This window comes from Streptomyces roseirectus, from assembly GCF_014489635.1.
Lineage (GTDB): Bacteria > Actinomycetota > Actinomycetes > Streptomycetales > Streptomycetaceae > Streptomyces > Streptomyces roseirectus.
In genome coordinates this window covers 3,908,899-3,927,649 of record NZ_CP060828.1, presented here as the reverse complement: position 1 = coordinate 3,927,649, position 18,751 = coordinate 3,908,899, and the positions used below count along the sequence as shown (strand labels likewise).

Below are 18,751 nucleotides of genomic sequence, written 5' to 3'. Positions count from 1 at the left end.
ACCATGGCGCTCACCCAGGACGAACTGCTTGCCGAGTTCGAGAACATGACCCTGATCCAGCTCGCCGAGTTCGTGAAGGCGTTCGAGGACAAGTTCGAGGTCACCGCCGCCGCTGCCGCGCCGGTCGTCGTCGCCGGTGGCGCCGCCTCCGGTGGTGCCGAGGCCGTCGAGGAGAAGGACGAGTTCGACGTCATCCTCACCGGTGCCGGCGACAAGAAGATCCAGGTCATCAAGGTCGTGCGTGAGCTGACCTCCCTGGGCCTCAAGGAGGCCAAGGACCTGGTCGACGGTGCGCCGAAGCCGGTCGTCGAGAAGGTCAACAAGGAAGCCGCTGACAAGGCGAAGGAAGCCCTTGAGGGCGCCGGCGCCTCGGTCGAGGTCAAGTAACACCTTCCGAGTCTCGTAGCGAGCCTCGGAAACAGTCTCGAAAGCGGCCCGCCAGGGCTGTAACGCGAGCACCGCGAAGAGCGATCATCCATCCGGGTGGTCGCTCTTCGGCGTTCCTGGAAGCGTGGCCACGGTTGCCTTGAACCCCTGTTCACGAGGGGTATGGTGATCTTCGTCGTGTCTGCGGACACCCCCTGTTCGGGCAGGGGGGCCTTGACGAACAGCACGCAGCGCGCAATTCTCAGGACGCGTCGTCACAAGGATCCGAATCCGAGGCATGGATCGACGGCGAAGAGGGCAGTATCAACGTGCGTTGAGGGCGAGCATGCCGAGGGCGTTGAGTGACGACGAGGGCTGTTGAAAATCGGGGCTGGACATCAGTGTGCCAAGTGGCTACACTGTCCCTTTGCGCTGCCTGTTAGCTATCCCCTGCCCGTCACCAGGGGCATGCCCTCACTTGAGCATCAGCGACTGAAACGGCCCTGACCTGGGACTTTCGTCGTTTGTGCACCGGGGAGGGGCCGGGAAGCGCGTAGTGAGTCCGAGCCCTCGGAAGGACCCCCTCTTGGCCGCCTCGCGCACCGCCTCGACCGCGAATACGAACAACGCCGCCAGCACTGCCCCGCTGCGCATCTCCTTTGCAAAGATCAAGGAGCCTCTCGAGGTTCCGAACCTGCTCGCGCTCCAGACCGAGAGCTTCGACTGGCTGCTCGGCAACACCGCCTGGCAGAGTCGGGTCGAGGAGGCTCTGGAGAGCGGTCAGGACGTCCCCACCAAGTCCGGTCTGGAGGAGATCTTCGAGGAGATCTCCCCGATCGAGGACTTCTCCGGGTCGATGTCGCTGACCTTCCGCGACCACCGCTTCGAGCCGCCGAAGAACAGCATCGACGAGTGCAAGGAGCGCGACTTCACGTACGCCGCGCCGCTCTTCGTCACCGCCGAGTTCACCAACAACGAGACCGGCGAGATCAAGTCCCAGACGGTCTTCATGGGCGACTTCCCGCTCATGACGAACAAGGGCACCTTCGTCATCAACGGCACCGAGCGTGTCGTCGTGTCGCAGCTCGTGCGCTCGCCCGGTGTCTACTTCGACTCCTCCATCGACAAGACGTCCGACAAGGACATCTTCTCCGCCAAGATCATCCCGTCCCGGGGTGCCTGGCTGGAGATGGAGATCGACAAGCGCGACATGGTCGGCGTCCGCATCGACCGCAAGCGCAAGCAGTCCGTGACCGTCCTCCTCAAGGCCCTCGGCTACACCACCGAGCAGATCCTGGAGGAGTTCGGCGAGTACGAGTCCATGCGCGCCACCCTGGAGAAGGACCACACCCAGGGCCAGGACGACGCGCTGCTCGACATCTACCGCAAGCTGCGTCCGGGCGAGCCGCCGACCCGTGAGGCCGCGCAGACGCTCCTCGAGAACCTGTACTTCAACCCGAAGCGCTACGACCTCGCGAAGGTCGGCCGCTACAAGGTCAACAAGAAGCTCGCCGCGGACGCCCCGCTCGACGCCGGTGTGCTGACCGTCGAGGACGTCATCGCGACGATCAAGTACCTGGTCAAGCTGCACGCGGGCGAGACCGAGACGGTCGGCGACAGCGGTCAGACGATCGTCGTCGAGACCGACGACATCGACCACTTCGGCAACCGCCGTCTGCGCAGCGTCGGCGAGCTGATCCAGAACCAGGTCCGTACGGGTCTCGCCCGTATGGAGCGTGTCGTGCGCGAGCGCATGACCACCCAGGACGTCGAGGCGATCACGCCGCAGACCCTGATCAACATCCGGCCGGTCGTCGCCTCCATCAAGGAGTTCTTCGGCACCAGCCAGCTGTCGCAGTTCATGGACCAGAACAACCCGCTGTCGGGGCTCACCCACAAGCGCCGTCTGTCGGCCCTTGGTCCCGGTGGTCTCTCCCGTGAGCGGGCCGGCTTCGAGGTCCGTGACGTGCACCCCTCGCACTACGGCCGCATGTGCCCGATCGAGACGCCCGAAGGCCCGAACATCGGTCTGATCGGCTCGCTCGCCTCCTACGGCCGCGTCAACGCGTTCGGTTTCGTCGAGACCCCGTACCGCAAGGTCGTCGACGGCCAGGTCACCGACGAGGTCGACTACCTGACCGCCGACGAGGAGGACCGCTTCGTCATCGCGCAGGCCAACGCCACGCTCAACGACGAACTGCGCTTCACCGAGAACCGCGTCCTGGTCCGCCGTCGTGGTGGCGAGGTCGACTACGTCCCCGGTGACGAGGTCGACTACATGGACGTCTCGCCGCGCCAGATGGTGTCGGTCGCGACCGCCATGATCCCGTTCCTCGAGCACGACGACGCCAACCGTGCCCTCATGGGCGCGAACATGATGCGCCAGGCCGTGCCGCTCATCAAGAGCGAGGCCCCGCTCGTCGGCACCGGCATGGAGTACCGCTCCGCCGTCGACGCCGGTGACGTCGTCAAGGCCGAGAAGCCCGGTGTGGTCCAGGAGGTCTCCGCGGACTACATCACCACCGCGAACGACGACGGCACGTACATCACGTACCGCCTGCACAAGTTCTCGCGCTCCAACCAGGGCACCTCGGTCAACCAGAAGGTCATCGTCGACGAGGGCGACCGGATCATCACCGGCCAGGTCCTGGCCGACGGTCCGGCCACCGAGAACGGCGAGATGGCGCTCGGCAAGAACCTGCTCGTCGCGTTCATGCCGTGGGAGGGCCACAACTACGAAGACGCGATCATCCTGTCGCAGCGCCTCGTCCAGGACGACGTCCTCTCCTCGATCCACATCGAGGAGCACGAGGTCGACGCCCGTGACACCAAGCTCGGCCCCGAGGAGATCACCCGGGACATCCCGAACGTCTCCGAAGAGGTCCTGGCCGACCTCGACGAGCGCGGCATCATCCGCATCGGTGCCGAGGTCGTCGCCGGTGACATCCTCGTCGGCAAGGTCACGCCCAAGGGTGAGACCGAGCTGACGCCCGAGGAGCGGCTGCTGCGCGCGATCTTCGGTGAGAAGGCCCGCGAGGTCCGTGACACCTCGCTGAAGGTGCCGCACGGCGAGATCGGCAAGATCATCGGCGTCCGCGTCTTCGACCGCGAGGAGGGGGACGAGCTTCCCCCGGGCGTCAACCAGCTGGTGCGCGTGTACGTGGCGCAGAAGCGCAAGATCACCGACGGTGACAAGCTCGCCGGCCGCCACGGCAACAAGGGTGTTATTTCCAAGATCCTGCCGATCGAGGACATGCCGTTCCTGGAGGACGGCACCCCGGTCGACATCATCCTCAACCCGCTCGGTGTGCCGTCCCGAATGAACCCGGGACAGGTCCTGGAGATCCACCTCGGCTGGCTCGCCAGCCGTGGCTGGGACGTCTCCGGGCTCGCCGACGAGTGGGCGCAGCGCCTCCAGGTCATCGGCGCCGACCAGGTCGCCCCCGGCACCAACGTCGCCACCCCGGTCTTCGACGGTGCCCGTGAGGACGAGCTGGCGGGTCTGCTGAACCACACCATCCCCAACCGCGACGGCGAGCGCATGGTGCTCCCGTCCGGCAAGGCGCGGCTGTTCGACGGCCGTAGCGGTGAGCCGTTCCCGGACCCGATCTCCGTCGGCTACATGTACATCCTCAAGCTCCACCACCTGGTCGACGACAAGCTGCACGCCCGGTCGACCGGTCCGTACTCGATGATCACCCAGCAGCCGCTGGGTGGTAAGGCCCAGTTCGGTGGCCAGCGATTCGGCGAGATGGAGGTGTGGGCGCTGGAGGCTTACGGCGCCGCGTACGCCCTCCAGGAGCTGCTGACCATCAAGTCCGACGACGTCACCGGCCGCGTGAAGGTCTACGAGGCCATCGTCAAGGGCGAGAACATCCCCGAGCCCGGCATCCCCGAGTCCTTCAAGGTGCTCATCAAGGAGATGCAGTCCCTGTGCCTCAACGTGGAGGTGCTGTCCTCGGACGGCATGTCCATCGAGATGCGCGACACCGACGAGGACGTCTTCCGCGCGGCGGAAGAGCTCGGCATCGACCTGTCCCGGCGCGAGCCGAGCAGCGTCGAAGAGGTCTGACGGGAGTCCGGCCGGGCCACACCATGGCCCGGCCGGCCCCAGGACCCCCGTTTCAGACCCCATGACTTACAACCCTGAGAGGGATTGACGCATAGTGCTCGACGTCAACTTCTTCGACGAGCTTCGGATCGGCCTGGCCACCGCGGACGACATCCGCCAGTGGAGCCACGGCGAGGTCAAGAAGCCCGAGACGATCAACTACCGCACCCTGAAGCCGGAAAAGGACGGGCTCTTCTGCGAGAAGATCTTCGGCCCCACCCGGGACTGGGAGTGCTACTGCGGCAAGTACAAGCGCGTTCGCTTCAAGGGCATCATCTGTGAGCGCTGTGGCGTCGAGGTCACCCGCGCCAAGGTGCGTCGTGAGCGGATGGGCCACATCGAGCTGGCCGCTCCCGTCACCCACATCTGGTACTTCAAGGGCGTCCCGTCGCGCCTGGGCTACCTGCTCGACCTCGCCCCGAAGGACCTGGAGAAGGTCATCTACTTCGCGGCGTACATGATCACGTACGTCGACGACGAGCGCCGTACCCGTGACCTGCCCTCCCTGGAGGCGCACGTCTCGGTCGAGCGCCAGCAGATCGAGAACCGCCGGGACGCCGACCTGGAGGCCCGCGCCAAGAAGCTGGAAGGCGACCTGGCCGAGCTGGAGGCGGAGGGCGCCAAGTCCGACGTCCGCCGCAAGGTCCGCGAAGGCGCCGAGCGCGAGATGAAGCAGCTGCGCGACCGTACGCAGCGCGAGATCGACCGCCTCGACGAGGTCTGGACCCGCTTCAAGAACCTCAAGGTCCAGGACCTGGAGGGCGACGAGCTCCTGTACCGCGAGCTGCGTGACCGCTTCGGCACGTACTTCGACGGTTCGATGGGCGCCGCCGCGCTGCAGAAGCGCCTGGAGTCCTTCGACCTCGACGAAGAGGCCGAGAAGCTTCGCGAGATCATCCGCACCGGCAAGGGCCAGAAGAAGACCCGCGCGCTCAAGCGCCTCAAGGTCGTCTCCGCGTTCCTGCAGACGTCCAACAGCCCCAAGGGCATGGTCCTGGACTGCGTGCCGGTCATCCCGCCGGACCTGCGTCCGATGGTGCAGCTGGACGGTGGCCGCTTCGCGACCTCCGACCTGAACGACCTGTACCGCCGTGTGATCAACCGCAACAACCGTCTGAAGCGGCTCCTCGACCTCGGCGCGCCCGAGATCATCGTCAACAACGAGAAGCGCATGCTTCAGGAGGCTGTTGACGCCCTCTTCGACAACGGTCGTCGTGGCCGTCCGGTCACCGGTCCCGGTAACCGCCCGCTGAAGTCCCTCAGCGACATGCTGAAGGGCAAGCAGGGCCGTTTCCGTCAGAACCTGCTCGGCAAGCGTGTGGACTACTCCGCGCGTTCCGTGATCGTCGTCGGTCCGCAGCTCAAGCTGCACCAGTGCGGTCTGCCGAAGGCGATGGCGCTGGAGCTGTTCAAGCCGTTCGTGATGAAGCGCCTGGTCGACCTGAACCACGCGCAGAACATCAAGTCGGCCAAGCGCATGGTGGAGCGCGGCCGCACCGTCGTGTACGACGTCCTCGAAGAGGTCATCGCCGAGCACCCGGTGCTGCTGAACCGTGCGCCCACCCTGCACCGCCTCGGCATCCAGGCGTTCGAGCCGCAGCTCGTCGAGGGCAAGGCCATCCAGATCCACCCGCTCGTCTGCACCGCGTTCAACGCGGACTTCGACGGTGACCAGATGGCCGTCCACCTGCCGCTCTCCGCGGAGGCGCAGGCCGAGGCCCGCATCCTGATGCTGTCCTCGAACAACATCCTCAAGCCCGCCGACGGCCGTCCGGTGACGATGCCGACCCAGGACATGGTCCTCGGTCTGTTCTTCCTCACCACCGACGGCGAGCTGCGCGACACCAAGGGCGAGGACCGCTCCTTCTCCTCGGTGCCCGAGGCGATCATGGCGTTCGACGCCGGGGAGCTGGCCCTCCAGTCGCCGGTCGACATCCGCTTCCCGGTGGGCACCATCCCGCCGCGTGGCTGGACGCCGCCGGTGCGCGAGGAGGACGAGCCGGAGTGGCAGCAGGGTGACAGCTTCCGGCTGCGCACCACGCTGGGCCGCGCGCTCTTCAACGAGCTGCTGCCCGAGGACTACCCGTTCGTCGACTACTCGGTGGGCAAGAAGCAGCTCTCCGAGATCGTCAACGACCTCGCCGAGCGCTACCCCAAGGTGATCGTCGCCGCGACGCTGGACAACCTGAAGGCGGCCGGCTTCCACTGGGCGACCCGTTCCGGTGTCACCGTCGCCATCTCCGACGTCGTCGTCCCCGAGGCGAAGAAGGAGATCGTCGCCGGGTACGAGGCCAAGGACGAGAAGGTCCAGAAGCAGTACGAGCGCGGTCTGATCACCAAGGAAGAGCGCACGCAGGAGCTCATCCAGATCTGGACGCAGGCGACCAACGAGGTCGCCGAGGCGATGAACGAGAACTTCCCCAAGACGAACCCCATCTTCATGATGGTTGACTCGGGTGCCCGAGGAAACATGATGCAGATGCGGCAGATCGCCGGTATGCGTGGTCTGGTGTCGAACGCGAAGAACGAGACCATCCCGCGTCCGATCAAGGCGTCCTTCCGTGAGGGCCTGTCCGTGCTGGAGTACTTCATCTCCACGCACGGTGCCCGTAAGGGTCTCGCCGACACCGCCCTGCGTACCGCCGACTCGGGTTACCTCACCCGTCGTCTGGTGGACGTCTCGCAGGACGTCATCATCCGCGAGGAGGACTGCGGCACCGACCGCGGCCTCAAGCTGGCGATCGCCGAGCGCGGCGAGGACGGCGTGCTGCGCAAGACGGAGAACGTCGAGACGTCCGTCTACGCCCGCATGCTCGCCGAGGACATCACGGTCGACGGCCGTGTGCTGGCCCCGGCCAACACCGACCTCGGTGACGTCCTCATCGACGAGCTGGTCCGGCACGGCATCGAGGAGGTCAAGACCCGCTCGATCCTGACCTGTGAGTCGCACGTCGGCACCTGTGCCATGTGCTACGGCCGTTCGCTGGCCACCGGCAAGCTGGTCGACATCGGTGAGGCGGTCGGCATCATCGCCGCGCAGTCCATCGGTGAGCCCGGTACCCAGCTGACGATGCGTACCTTCCACACCGGTGGTGTGGCCGGTGACGACATCACCCAGGGTCTGCCGCGTGTCGTCGAGCTCTTCGAGGCGCGTACCCCGAAGGGTGTCGCCCCGATCTCCGAGGCCCAGGGCCGCGTACGGATCGAGGAGACCGAGAAGACCAAGAAGATCGTCATCACGCCGGACGACGGCAGCGACGAGACGGCGTTCCCGATCTCGAAGCGTGCGCGTCTGCTGGTCAGTGAGGGTGAGCACGTCGAGGTGGGCCAGAAGCTCACGGTCGGTGCGACCAACCCCCACGACGTGCTGCGCATCCTCGGTCAGCGCGCGGTCCAGGTCCACCTGGTCGGCGAGGTCCAGAAGGTCTACAACTCGCAGGGCGTGTCGATCCACGACAAGCACATCGAGATCATCATCCGGCAGATGCTGCGCCGGGTGACGATCATCGAGTCCGGCGACGCGGAACTCCTGCCGGGTGAGCTGGTCGAGCGGTCGAAGTTCGAGACCGAGAACCGGCGTGTGGTCCAGGAGGGCGGTCACCCGGCCTCCGGTCGTCCGCAGCTCATGGGTATCACCAAGGCCTCGCTGGCGACCGAGTCCTGGCTGTCGGCGGCGTCCTTCCAGGAGACGACGCGAGTCCTCACCGACGCGGCGATCAACGCCAAGTCCGACTCGCTCATCGGGCTCAAGGAGAACGTCATCATCGGTAAGCTCATCCCGGCCGGTACGGGGCTGTCCCGTTACCGCAACATCCGGGTGGAGCCGACCGAGGAGGCCAAGGCCGCGATGTACTCGGCGGTCGGCTACGACGACATCGACTACTCGCCCTTCGGGACGGGGTCGGGTCAGGCGGTTCCGCTGGAGGACTACGACTACGGGCCGTACAACCAGTAGGCGGTAGTGCGGTAGCGCTGTAGGCGTTCGAGGGCGGTCACTCCTTGTGGGGTGGCCGCCCTCGTGTTTTCCGGGTTTGTGGAACCGTGGGGGCGGGTCGGGCGTTGGGGGATGATAGGGGTAAGAAAAGAAGTGGTGCCGTCCGGGGGAGGTCCCGTGTCGTATCCGACGCCGTGGCAGCCGTGGCAGCCGGCTCAGGGGCAGGGTGGGCAGCAGCAGCCTCCGGCTGTGCAGCAGGGGGGTGGGATGCTGGCGTCCACTGCTGATCGGGAGCGGGCTGTGGATGTGTTGCGGGCGGGGTTCAGTGAGGGGCGGTTGCAGGCGGATGAGCTGGAGCGGCGGGTGGCTCGGGCGTATCAGGCTCGGACCGTGGGGGAGCTGGGGTTGATCGTCGCCGATCTGCCTCAGGGGCCTGCGCCTGTGCAGCAGTTCGCTCCGCCGCCGCAGGGGTATGTGCCGCGGACGTTTCGGCCGTTGCCCGCGCCGCCGACCAATGGGAAGGCCGTGGGGGCGCTCGTGTGTGGGGTGCTGACGACCATGACGTTCGGGCTCACGGGGATTCCGGCGGTGATTCTCGGGCACTCCGCGCGGACGGAGATCCAGCGGACCGGTGAGGGGGGTGAGGGGTTCGCCATGGCCGGGATCATCCTCGGGTGGCTCTCCATCGCAGGGTGGGCCGCGTTCATGCTGTTGATGATGCTGCTGGCTGTGTGAGGAGCGCGGTTCGAGGAGGGGGCTGGGGGGCTTCGGCGGGTGCGGGTGCGTCGTGGTTGTTCGCGCAGTTCCCCGCGCCCCTAAAAGACTGGGTGCGGGAGGGTGGGCGGGTGCGGCGCCGTTGTGGGTTGTCGCGTCTGTGCGGCGGTGGCCGGGTATCGATGCGGCCTCGCGCCTGGAGGACTGGGTTCTGCTCGGTGGGTGGGTGCGGGTGTGGTGTGCGTTGTTCGTGCTCGCGCGGTGGTGGCCGCATATCGGTACAGCCCCGCGTCTCTGAAGGACGTGGTGTGGTTTGTTGCGTTCGCGCGGCTCTGCCGTTTTTACGGGATGCCCAGTTCGAACATCAAGTAGTGGGCGTACCAGCCCGAGGCCACTGCGAAGGTTGCGTACAAGGGGAGCAAGGCCGTCCACTTCAGGCGGGACAGGGCCATGGCTGGGGCCAGGAGTAGGGGGAAGGCGGGGAGGAGGTAGCGGGGGGTGTTGGCGAACATTTGTTGGGTGCCCAGGACTGTGAGGATTGAGGCGAGGGTGTAGGCAGTCAGGACCAGGGGGGGCTTGGTGCGGAGGAGGAGGGTGAGGAGGAAGGGGAGGGTGAGGACCAGGAGGACGGCGATCAGGTCGGCCGTGGGGAAGGCGAAGAGGTAGTCGGTGCGGCCTACGGCGGTGTTGCGCAGGACGTCGAGGGTGTAGGCGCCGAAGTCGAAGTAGTGGGCCCAGCCCTCGCGTTGGAGGGTGAAGTAGGCGGTGAGGTCGCCCATGCTGAGGCCGACCCAGGTGATGTAGGTGAGGAGGCCGAGGGGGGCGGCGACGATCGCGTAGACGGGGCCGGCGATGCCGTGTTCGCGGCGGGAGTCCTTGCGGGCGAGGGTGACGAGGGCGGCCAGGCCGACGGCGCCGATGAGAGCGGCGGACGTGGGGCGGTTGAGGCCGGCGAGGAAGGCGAGGAGGCCGGCGGCCATCCAGCGGCGCTTCATCACGCACCAGCAGGTCCACGCGGCGATGGCGACGAAGAGGGATTCGGAGTAGACGGCCCACTCGACGCCGGCGCCGGGGACGATGGCCCACAGGCCGGCGGCGATGGTCCCGGCGCGGGGGCCGGCGAGCAGGGAGACGACCGCGTAGATGCCGGCCGCGGCGACGAAGGAGCTGACGATCGAGACCAGCATCGCGGAGCCGTACAGGCCGAGCCCGGTGATCTCGGAGACGCCCCGGATCAGGCCGGGGAAGAGCGGGAAGAAGGCGACGGAGTCCTGCTGGACGGTGAAGAGGCCGCCCGGCGCGAGGTGCTGGAGGGGTTTGGGGTCGTACCCCTTTTCGGCGACCTGGAGGTACCACCAGCCGTCCCACGTCGCGAGGACGTCCCACCAGTGGGCGCCGCCCCCGAAGCGGGGATCCTTCTTCGCGTAGTCGCCGGTCCACTCCAGCAGGTACGCGAAGACGCCGAGCCCGGTGAGCTTGCAGACGCCGTACAGGGCGAGCGCGGGGAGGTACGGTCGTACCCGGTCGGGCACCGCGAAGCGGCGTGGTGGTTCCGGCGCCGTCACCACGGGATCGGTCGCGGTGGTACTCATCGACAGGTTCCCCCTCGGCACATAAACCTAGGCATAAGATCGCATCAGAGTCGCACATCCGCTCCACAGGTTCGGGAGGGGCGCGTGGACAAGCAGGACGATGGCATACGGGAGCAGCCGGTCGCGCTCTCGGTCGTCATTCCCATGTTCAACGAGGAGGAGGCGCTGCCCGCTCTGGTGAGCCGGCTGCGTCCCGTGCTCGACGCCCTGGGCGAACCGTACGAGGTCGTGGCCGTGGACGACGGCAGCGGCGACCGGACGGCCGTCCTCCTGGACGCCTTCCGGCTCGGCTGGCCGGAGCTGCGGATCATCGGGCTGCGCCGGAACTCGGGGCACCAGGCGGCGCTGACGGCGGGCCTGGACCGGGCGCGCGGCGCGTACGTCGCGAGTATCGACGCCGACCTCCAGGACCCGCCGGAGAAGATCCCGGAGATGCTGGCGCTGGCCCGGGGGCGGGAGCTGGACATCGTGTACGGGATCCGGGCGGACCGGGCCAGCGACACGGGGTTCAAGCGGTGGACGGCGGCCCTGTACTACCGCCTCGTACGGCGCCTGGCGGGCCCGTCCGTGCCCGCGCAGGCCGGTGACTTCCGGCTGCTCAGCCGGGCCGCCGTCGACGCCCTGAAGGCGCTTCCCGACCAGCAGCGGGTGTACCGGCTGCTCGTGCCGTGGCTGGGGTTCCCGAGCGGCGAGGTGACGTACGAGAGGGAGCCGCGGACCGCCGGGCACAGCAAGTACCCGCTGGGGCGGATGATCCGGCTCGCGGTGGACAGCGTGACCGGGTTCTCGGCGGCCCCGCTGCGGATCGCGACCTGGCTCGGGGGGTTCGCCTTCCTCGTCTGCCTGGGTCTCATCGGGTACACGCTGTGGGCGCACGCGTCCGAGGAGACGGTGCCGGGGTGGACGTCGCTGTTCATCGGGGTGCTGTTCATCGGGGCCGTGCAGCTCGTCTGCGTAGGACTGCTCGGCGAGTATGTGGGCAGGATCTATACGGCCGTGCAGAACCGGCCCACCTATTTCGTCGCGCGTGACACCTCGCGGGAGCGGGCTGAGCGGCGCCTCTGAAAGCCCGGCGTGCCGTCGCCGTGGGCTTTTATTTTGACCGGAGTCACCCCACTGGGTACGCTCAGACCTTGTGCCTGGGGTGTGCCCTGGCTCCTGTGCGTGCCTTCAACCGCACACGAGCCGTATACGGCCACCGCGATCCGCGCTTCGTTTCCGCTTCACGGCGGAGGTCTGGTGGATCCGACACACCCGACCGCGTGGGTCGGCGACGTTCCAGGTTAGCTTCACCATCGGCACACAGAAACCGGAGAAGTAGTGCCTACGATCCAGCAGCTGGTCCGGAAGGGCCGGCAGGACAAGGTCGAGAAGAACAAGACGCCCGCACTCGAGGGTTCCCCTCAGCGTCGCGGCGTCTGCACGCGTGTGTTCACGACCACCCCGAAGAAGCCGAACTCGGCCCTGCGTAAGGTCGCGCGTGTGCGTCTGACCAGCGGGATCGAGGTCACCGCTTACATTCCGGGTGAGGGACACAACCTGCAGGAGCACTCCATCGTGCTCGTGCGTGGTGGCCGTGTGAAGGACCTGCCCGGTGTTCGCTACAAGATCATCCGTGGTTCTCTCGACACCCAGGGTGTCAAGAACCGCAAGCAGGCCCGCAGCCGCTACGGCGCCAAGAAGGAGAAGTAAGAATGCCTCGTAAGGGCCCCGCCCCGAAGCGCCCGGTCATCATCGACCCGGTTTACGGCTCCCCCCTGGTGACCTCCCTCATCAACAAGGTGCTGCTCAACGGCAAGCGCTCCACCGCCGAGCGCATCGTCTACGGCGCCATGGAGGGTCTGCGTGAGAAGACGGGCAACGACCCGATCATCACGCTGAAGCGCGCGCTGGAGAACATCAAGCCGACGCTCGAAGTCAAGTCCCGCCGTGTCGGTGGTGCGACGTACCAGGTCCCGATCGAGGTCAAGCCCGGTCGCGCCAACACGCTCGCGCTGCGCTGGCTCGTCGGTTACTCCCGCGCCCGCCGCGAGAAGACCATGACCGAGCGCCTGCTCAACGAGCTTCTCGACGCTTCGAACGGCCTCGGTGCGGCCGTCAAGAAGCGCGAGGACACCCACAAGATGGCCGAGTCCAACAAGGCCTTCGCGCACTACCGCTGGTAGTCGCAGACCCCATCGAGACCGAGAGAAGACCGAAGCCTCATGGCTACCACTTCACTTGACCTGGCCAAGGTCCGCAACATCGGGATCATGGCCCACATCGACGCGGGCAAGACGACCACCACCGAGCGGATCCTCTTCTACACCGGCGTCTCGTACAAGATCGGTGAGGTCCACGACGGCGCTGCCACCATGGACTGGATGGAGCAGGAGCAGGAGCGTGGCATCACGATCACCTCTGCTGCCACCACCTGTCACTGGCCGCTTGAGGACAACGACTACACGATCAACATCATCGACACCCCCGGGCACGTCGACTTCACCGTCGAGGTGGAGCGTTCGCTCCGCGTCCTCGACGGCGCTGTCACGGTGTTCGACGGTGTCGCGGGTGTCGAGCCGCAGTCCGAGACGGTGTGGCGTCAGGCCGACCGTTACGGCGTGCCGCGCATCTGCTTCGTGAACAAGCTGGACCGCACCGGCGCCGAGTTCCACCGCTGCGTGGACATGATCTCGGACCGCCTGGGCGCCGTCCCGCTCGTCATGCAGCTCCCGATCGGCGCCGAGGCCGACTTCCAGGGCGTCGTGGACCTCGTCCGCATGAAGGCGCTCGTGTGGTCGGCGGAGGCCGCGAAGGGCGAGATGTACGACGTCGTCGACATCCCCGCCACGCACACCGAGGCCGCGGACGAGTACCGCAACAAGCTGATCGAGGCCGTCGCCGACTACGACGACGAGATCATGGAGCTCTTCCTGGAGGGCGAGGAGCCCTCCGAGGAGCAGCTCTACGCCGCGATCCGCAAGATCACGATCGCCTCCGGCAAGTCCGACGGCGTGACGGTCACCCCCGTGTTCTGCGGCACCGCGTTCAAGAACAAGGGCGTCCAGCCCCTGCTCGACGCGGTCGTGCGCTACCTGCCGACTCCGCTCGACGTCGAGGCCATCGAGGGCCACGCCGTCAACAACCCGGACGAGGTCGTCAAGCGCAAGCCGTCGGACGAGGAGCCGCTTTCCGCGCTCGCGTTCAAGATCATGAGCGACCCGCACCTCGGCAAGCTCACCTTCGTCCGGGTCTACTCGGGCCGCCTGGAGTCCGGCACCGCCGTGCTGAACTCCGTCAAGGGCAAGAAGGAGCGCATCGGCAAGATCTACCGCATGCACGCGAACAAGCGTGAGGAGATCGAGGCGGTGGGCGCCGGCGACATCGTCGCCGTCATGGGCCTGAAGCAGACCACCACCGGTGAGACGCTGTGCGACGACAAGAGCCCGGTGATCCTGGAGTCCATGGACTTCCCGGCGCCGGTCATCCAGGTCGCGATCGAGCCCAAGTCCAAGGGCGACCAGGAGAAGCTGGGCATCGCGATCCAGCGTCTCGCGGAGGAGGACCCCTCCTTCCAGGTCCACTCGGACGAGGAGACCGGCCAGACCATCATCGGCGGCATGGGCGAGCTGCACCTCGAGGTGCTGGTCGACCGTATGCGCCGTGAGTTCAAGGTCGAGGCCAACGTCGGCAAGCCGCAGGTCGCCTACCGTGAGACGATCCGCAAGGTCGTCGACCGGGTCGACTACACGCACAAGAAGCAGACCGGTGGTACCGGTCAGTTCGCCAAGGTGCAGATCTCGATCGAGCCGATCGAGGGCGGCGACACGTCGTACGAGTTCGTGAACAAGGTCACCGGTGGCCGTATCCCGAAGGAGTACATCCCTTCGGTGGACGCCGGTGCTCAGGAGGCCATGCAGTTCGGCATCCTCGCGGGCTACGAGATGACGGGTGTCCGCGTCACGCTGCTCGACGGTGGCTACCACGAGGTCGACTCCTCCGAGCTGGCGTTCAAGATCGCCGGTTCCCAGGCGTTCAAGGAGGCCGCCCGCAAGGCCGGTCCCGTCCTCCTGGAGCCGATGATGTCGGTGGAGGTGACCACTCCCGAGGACTACATGGGTGAGGTCATCGGCGACATCAACTCCCGCCGTGGCCAGATCCAGGCCATGGAGGAGCGGGCCGGTGCCCGCGTCGTGAAGGGCCTCGTGCCCCTCTCGGAGATGTTCGGTTACGTCGGCGACCTGCGCAGCAAGACGTCCGGCCGGGCCAGCTACTCCATGCAGTTCGACTCCTACGCCGAGGTTCCGCGGAACGTCGCCGAGGAGATCATCGCGAAGGCCAAGGGCGAGTAACGCACCGCGTTCGCACGCCGTAGGCTTGACCCCGGTGTCTCACGGGTCGTTCCTCCGCATTCGTGGCGGAACGGCCCGGGGCCCGGGACCCAACAGCAAAGATCACCTGGCGCCGATGAATCCAAGGCGTACAGAACCACTTCAGGAGGACCCCAGTGGCGAAGGCGAAGTTCGAGCGGACTAAGCCGCACGTCAACATCGGCACCATCGGTCACATCGACCACGGTAAGACGACCCTCACGGCCGCCATTACCAAGGTGCTGCACGACGCGTACCCGGACCTGAACGAGGCCACCGCGTTCGACAACATCGACAAGGCGCCCGAGGAGCGTCAGCGCGGTATCACCATCTCCATCGCGCACGTCGAGTACCAGACGGATGCCCGTCACTACGCCCACGTCGACTGCCCGGGTCACGCGGACTACATCAAGAACATGATCACCGGTGCCGCGCAGATGGACGGCGCGATCCTCGTGGTCGCCGCCACCGACGGCCCGATGCCGCAGACCAAGGAGCACGTGCTCCTGGCCCGCCAGGTCGGCGTTCCGTACATCGTCGTCGCCCTGAACAAGGCCGACATGGTGGACGACGAGGAGATCCTGGAGCTCGTCGAGCTCGAGGTCCGTGAGCTCCTCTCCGAGTACGAGTTCCCGGGCGACGACCTGCCGGTCGTCCAGGTTTCCGCGCTCAAGGCCCTTGAGGGCGACGAGAAGTGGGCCAACACCGTCCTCGACCTGATGAAGGCCGTCGACGAGAACATCCCGCAGCCCGAGCGTGACGTCGACAAGCCGTTCCTGATGCCGATCGAGGACGTCTTCACGATCACCGGTCGTGGCACCGTCGTCACCGGTCGTATCGAGCGTGGTGTCCTCAAGGTCAACGAGACCGTCGACATCATCGGCATCAAGACCGAGAAGACCACCACCACGGTCACCGGTATCGAGATGTTCCGCAAGCTGCTCGACGAGGGCCAGGCCGGTGAGAACGTCGGTCTGCTCCTCCGTGGCATCAAGCGCGAGGACGTCGAGCGCGGCCAGGTCATCATCAAGCCGGGCTCGGTCACGCCGCACACCTCCTTCGAGGCCACGGCGTACATCCTGTCGAAGGACGAGGGTGGTCGTCACACCCCGTTCTTCAACAACTACCGCCCGCAGTTCTACTTCCGTACGACGGACGTGACCGGCGTCGTGACCCTCCCCGAGGGCACCGAGATGGTCATGCCGGGCGACAACACCGACATGACGGTCGAGCTGATCCAGCCCGTCGCCATGGAGGAGGGCCTGAAGTTCGCCATCCGTGAGGGTGGTCGGACCGTGGGCGCCGGCCAGGTCACCAAGATCACGAAGTGACCTTGCTGCCCTGAGGCATCTGGGGAGACCCGCACGACTTTGGTCGTGCGGGTCTTCTTCATTTGTCCATCTGTTCATCTGGAGTTACGGGGTGTATGGGGGTTCTGCGCCCTGTGCGGTAGTTGTGGGCTCCGTAAGGTGACGGTCAATGACTGGCCTGACCTTCACTCCTCGTTCACAGCCGCTGGCGGTGCCGGCCGCGGTCGGGCGGCGGCCCCGGCTGTACGTTCTCGACGGGCTTCGGTTGTTCGCCGCGCTCTTCGTCGCGCTGCATCACTTCGCCGGGACGGCCCGTGCGGACCGTCCCGGGAATCCCATCTGGGGGCGGCCCGTCTCCGAGATCATGCCGAGCGTGTTCCGGGTCGCCTCGTACGGCTGGATCGGCGTCGAGATCTTCTTCGTCATCAGCGGGTTCGTGATCTGCATGTCCTGCTGGGGGCGTTCGCCCCGGGAGTTCTTCGTCTCCCGGGTGATCCGGCTGTATCCCGCCTACTGGTTCGGGGTGCTGTTCACCACCGGGGTGCTTGCCGCGTTTCCCGGGGTCTGGGAGCGGCTGGCGGCTCGGGACGTGCTGCTCAACCTCACCATGCTCCAGTCCGGGTCCGGGGTGGGCAATGTCGACGGGGTGTACTGGACCCTCTGGGCCGAGCTGCGGTTCTATCTCCTCTTCCTGGTGGTCGTCGCCTTCGGGCTCACCTATCGCCGGGTCGTGCTCTTCTGCTGCGTCTGGGGCGCGGTGGCCATGCTCACGCCGGTCGTCGGGTTTCCGCCGCTGCGGCTGATCGCCAATCCCGACGGGGCCTGGTACTTCATCGCCGGGCTCGCGCTCTATCTCATGTACCGGTTCGGGCAGGATCTGCTGCTCTGGGGGATCCTCGGGCTCTCCTGGCTCATGGGGCAGAAGGAGATCGGGACGCGGATCGACACGGTCGAGGGGGTGTCCGGGTGGCGGGGGGCCGTCCTCATCTTCACCGTGTTCCTGCTCGTGATGGTCGCCATCGCGTCGGGGAAGTTGGACTGGGTGCGGGGGAAGTGGCTGGTGACTGCGGGGGCGCTGACGTATCCGCTCTACCTGATGCATTACGCCGCCGGGACGACCGTCATCAACCGGCTGCGGAGTGAGATGGATGCGCGCGTGCTGATCCTGGTCGTCCTCGCCGGGTTCCTGGTGTTGAGCTATGGCGTTCATCGGTGGGTGGAGCGGCCGTTGGCGGGGGTGGTGAAGCGGGGGTTGGAGTCGGCGTTCGCTCGGCAGGGGAGGGTTGGGGGGTAGGGGGAGAGGGGGGGAGGGGTTGGACGGGAGGCTGCGGGGCCTACTTCCAGCTCACGTTCGTGCGTCCCTCGTCGCCTCGTTCAGGACCGCGCTCAGTTCCTCCAGGGCTTCCTTGGCCATCAGCGGGTCCGGGTCTTCCAAGTGGGCCTTGGCCTGTGCGTAGCGGGCGGAGAGGGCGGGGCGGCGGGCGATCTCGATTTCTCTGGCCCAGGTGAGGATCCAGCTCTGCACGGGGGTGAGGGATCGCCACTCGACGGCCTCCGCGAAGGCGTCGTCCTTGGTCGCCTGCATCTCGTCGAGGCGGGCGGGGGCGAGGCGGGCCAGCGCGGCGCGGAGGGCGTCCGGGGTGTGGGCGGGGCGGGGGATCCGGCTCGGGTGAGGGAGGGTGGGGTGTGGGGAGGTGGGCATGGGGGTGCCTGGTGGTGGTCGGGTGGGGGTTACTGGTCGTAGCGGGGCAGGTCCTTGGTGGAGATGGTCCAGTCGGCGATGGTGACGTCTTCGCCGTAGACGAAGTCCTTGCGGGTGGCGTAGCGGGGGCCCGTGGGGGTGGGGTGGATGTCGGTGAAGACGGCGCCGGTGGCGGTGCGGGGGTCGAAGATGGCGTAGGTGGGGATGCCCATCAAGGGGTAGTCGCGTGTCTTGCCGACCCAGTCGTTGTCGGGGTTGGAGCGGGAGACGACTTCGACAGCGGCGATGAGGGTGCGAGGGTCGAAGGTTCCTGGGACTTCCATGTCGGCCAAGGCGATCACCATGAGGTCGGGGCGGCGCAGGATGCCCTCGGACTCGTCCTCCAGGTCCGGCTCGCCCGTGTGGGCGACGTTCTCCTCCGGCATCACCTTTTCCAGGCGCTTTCGCAGGTGCAGGAGGGTCAACTCGTGTGGGCCGACGGGCGCCATCATGCTGTGGACGATCCCTTCCTTGGTGATCTCGAATTTGCCGGGGAGGGTGTCGTCGATGGAGTCCAGGAGGTCCCTCATGGCTTGGTAGTGGCGTGAGGTGTCCTGCTGTCGCGCGTCGTCCGGTGCGATGGTCATGGCGCTCGCTCCTCGTCTGTGCCCGGGGGCAAGGATCGTCGCTTTCA

The 18,751-nt window shown here is 66.7% G+C and carries 13 protein-coding genes; 10 read left to right on the top strand and 3 right to left on the bottom strand.

What is annotated here, in order from left to right; genetic code table 11:
• Positions 1-3 precede the first annotated feature (3 nt).
• From rplL to IAG44_RS16100, 4 genes are all read left to right on the top strand, one after another.
• Positions 4-387: a 50S ribosomal protein L7/L12 gene (gene rplL, locus IAG44_RS16115; protein WP_187747797.1), complete on the top strand. Its 384-nt coding sequence runs from the start codon at positions 4-6 to the stop codon at positions 385-387.
• A gap of 565 nt (positions 388-952) precedes the next feature.
• A complete protein-coding gene (gene rpoB / locus IAG44_RS16110) occupies positions 953-4,438 on the top strand; it encodes a DNA-directed RNA polymerase subunit beta (RefSeq protein WP_187747796.1) in 3,486 nt (1,161 codons plus the stop codon).
• A 94-nt stretch (positions 4,439-4,532) separates the two neighbouring features.
• The gene (locus tag IAG44_RS16105) at positions 4,533-8,432 is read left to right on the top strand and encodes a DNA-directed RNA polymerase subunit beta' (RefSeq protein WP_187747795.1); all 3,900 of its coding nucleotides are present in this window, start codon (positions 4,533-4,535) and stop codon (positions 8,430-8,432) included.
• Positions 8,433-8,678: 246 nt separating this feature from the next.
• The gene (locus tag IAG44_RS16100) at positions 8,679-9,146 is read left to right on the top strand and encodes a DUF1707 and DUF4190 domain-containing protein (protein WP_187747794.1); all 468 of its coding nucleotides are present in this window, start codon (positions 8,679-8,681) and stop codon (positions 9,144-9,146) included.
• A 320-nt stretch (positions 9,147-9,466) separates the two neighbouring features.
• Here IAG44_RS16100 and IAG44_RS16095 read toward each other — a convergent pair whose 3' ends face one another.
• Positions 9,467-10,717 carry a glycosyltransferase family 39 protein gene (locus IAG44_RS16095; protein WP_187747793.1) on the bottom strand — a complete coding sequence of 417 codons (1,251 nt, stop codon included), beginning with the start codon at positions 10,715-10,717 and terminating at the stop codon, positions 9,467-9,469.
• 84 nt (positions 10,718-10,801) lie between these two features.
• Between IAG44_RS16095 and IAG44_RS16090 the strand changes: the two genes are divergently transcribed.
• The 6 genes from IAG44_RS16090 to IAG44_RS16065 all read left to right on the top strand — a co-directional run bounded on the left by IAG44_RS16090 (position 10,802) and on the right by IAG44_RS16065 (position 17,670).
• On the top strand, positions 10,802-11,782 hold the full coding sequence (locus IAG44_RS16090; RefSeq protein ID WP_281404290.1) for a glycosyltransferase family 2 protein: 981 nt from the start codon (positions 10,802-10,804) through the stop codon (positions 11,780-11,782).
• A gap of 255 nt (positions 11,783-12,037) precedes the next feature.
• Positions 12,038-12,409, top strand: a complete 372-nt coding sequence (gene rpsL, locus IAG44_RS16085; RefSeq protein WP_003948652.1) for a 30S ribosomal protein S12 — start codon at positions 12,038-12,040, stop codon at positions 12,407-12,409.
• Positions 12,410-12,411: 2 nt separating this feature from the next.
• Positions 12,412-12,882: a 30S ribosomal protein S7 gene (rpsG, locus tag IAG44_RS16080; protein ID WP_003992340.1), complete on the top strand. Its 471-nt coding sequence runs from the start codon at positions 12,412-12,414 to the stop codon at positions 12,880-12,882.
• 39 nt (positions 12,883-12,921) lie between these two features.
• Positions 12,922-15,048: an elongation factor G gene (fusA, locus tag IAG44_RS16075; protein WP_187747792.1), complete on the top strand. Its 2,127-nt coding sequence runs from the start codon at positions 12,922-12,924 to the stop codon at positions 15,046-15,048.
• Between the two features lie 155 nt (positions 15,049-15,203).
• Complete coding sequence (tuf, locus tag IAG44_RS16070; RefSeq protein ID WP_187747791.1) at positions 15,204-16,397, top strand: elongation factor Tu; 1,194 nt, start codon at positions 15,204-15,206, stop codon at positions 16,395-16,397.
• Positions 16,398-16,545: 148 nt separating this feature from the next.
• On the top strand, positions 16,546-17,670 hold the full coding sequence (locus tag IAG44_RS16065; protein WP_187747790.1) for an acyltransferase family protein: 1,125 nt from the start codon (positions 16,546-16,548) through the stop codon (positions 17,668-17,670).
• Between the two features lie 51 nt (positions 17,671-17,721).
• Here IAG44_RS16065 and IAG44_RS16060 read toward each other — a convergent pair whose 3' ends face one another.
• Both IAG44_RS16060 and IAG44_RS16055 read right to left on the bottom strand, forming a co-directional pair.
• Complete coding sequence (locus IAG44_RS16060; protein ID WP_187747789.1) at positions 17,722-18,078, bottom strand: hypothetical protein; 357 nt, start codon at positions 18,076-18,078, stop codon at positions 17,722-17,724.
• Between the two features lie 29 nt (positions 18,079-18,107).
• Positions 18,108-18,704, bottom strand: a complete 597-nt coding sequence (locus IAG44_RS16055) for a Uma2 family endonuclease (RefSeq protein ID WP_187747788.1) — start codon at positions 18,702-18,704, stop codon at positions 18,108-18,110.
• Positions 18,705-18,751 lie beyond the last annotated feature (47 nt).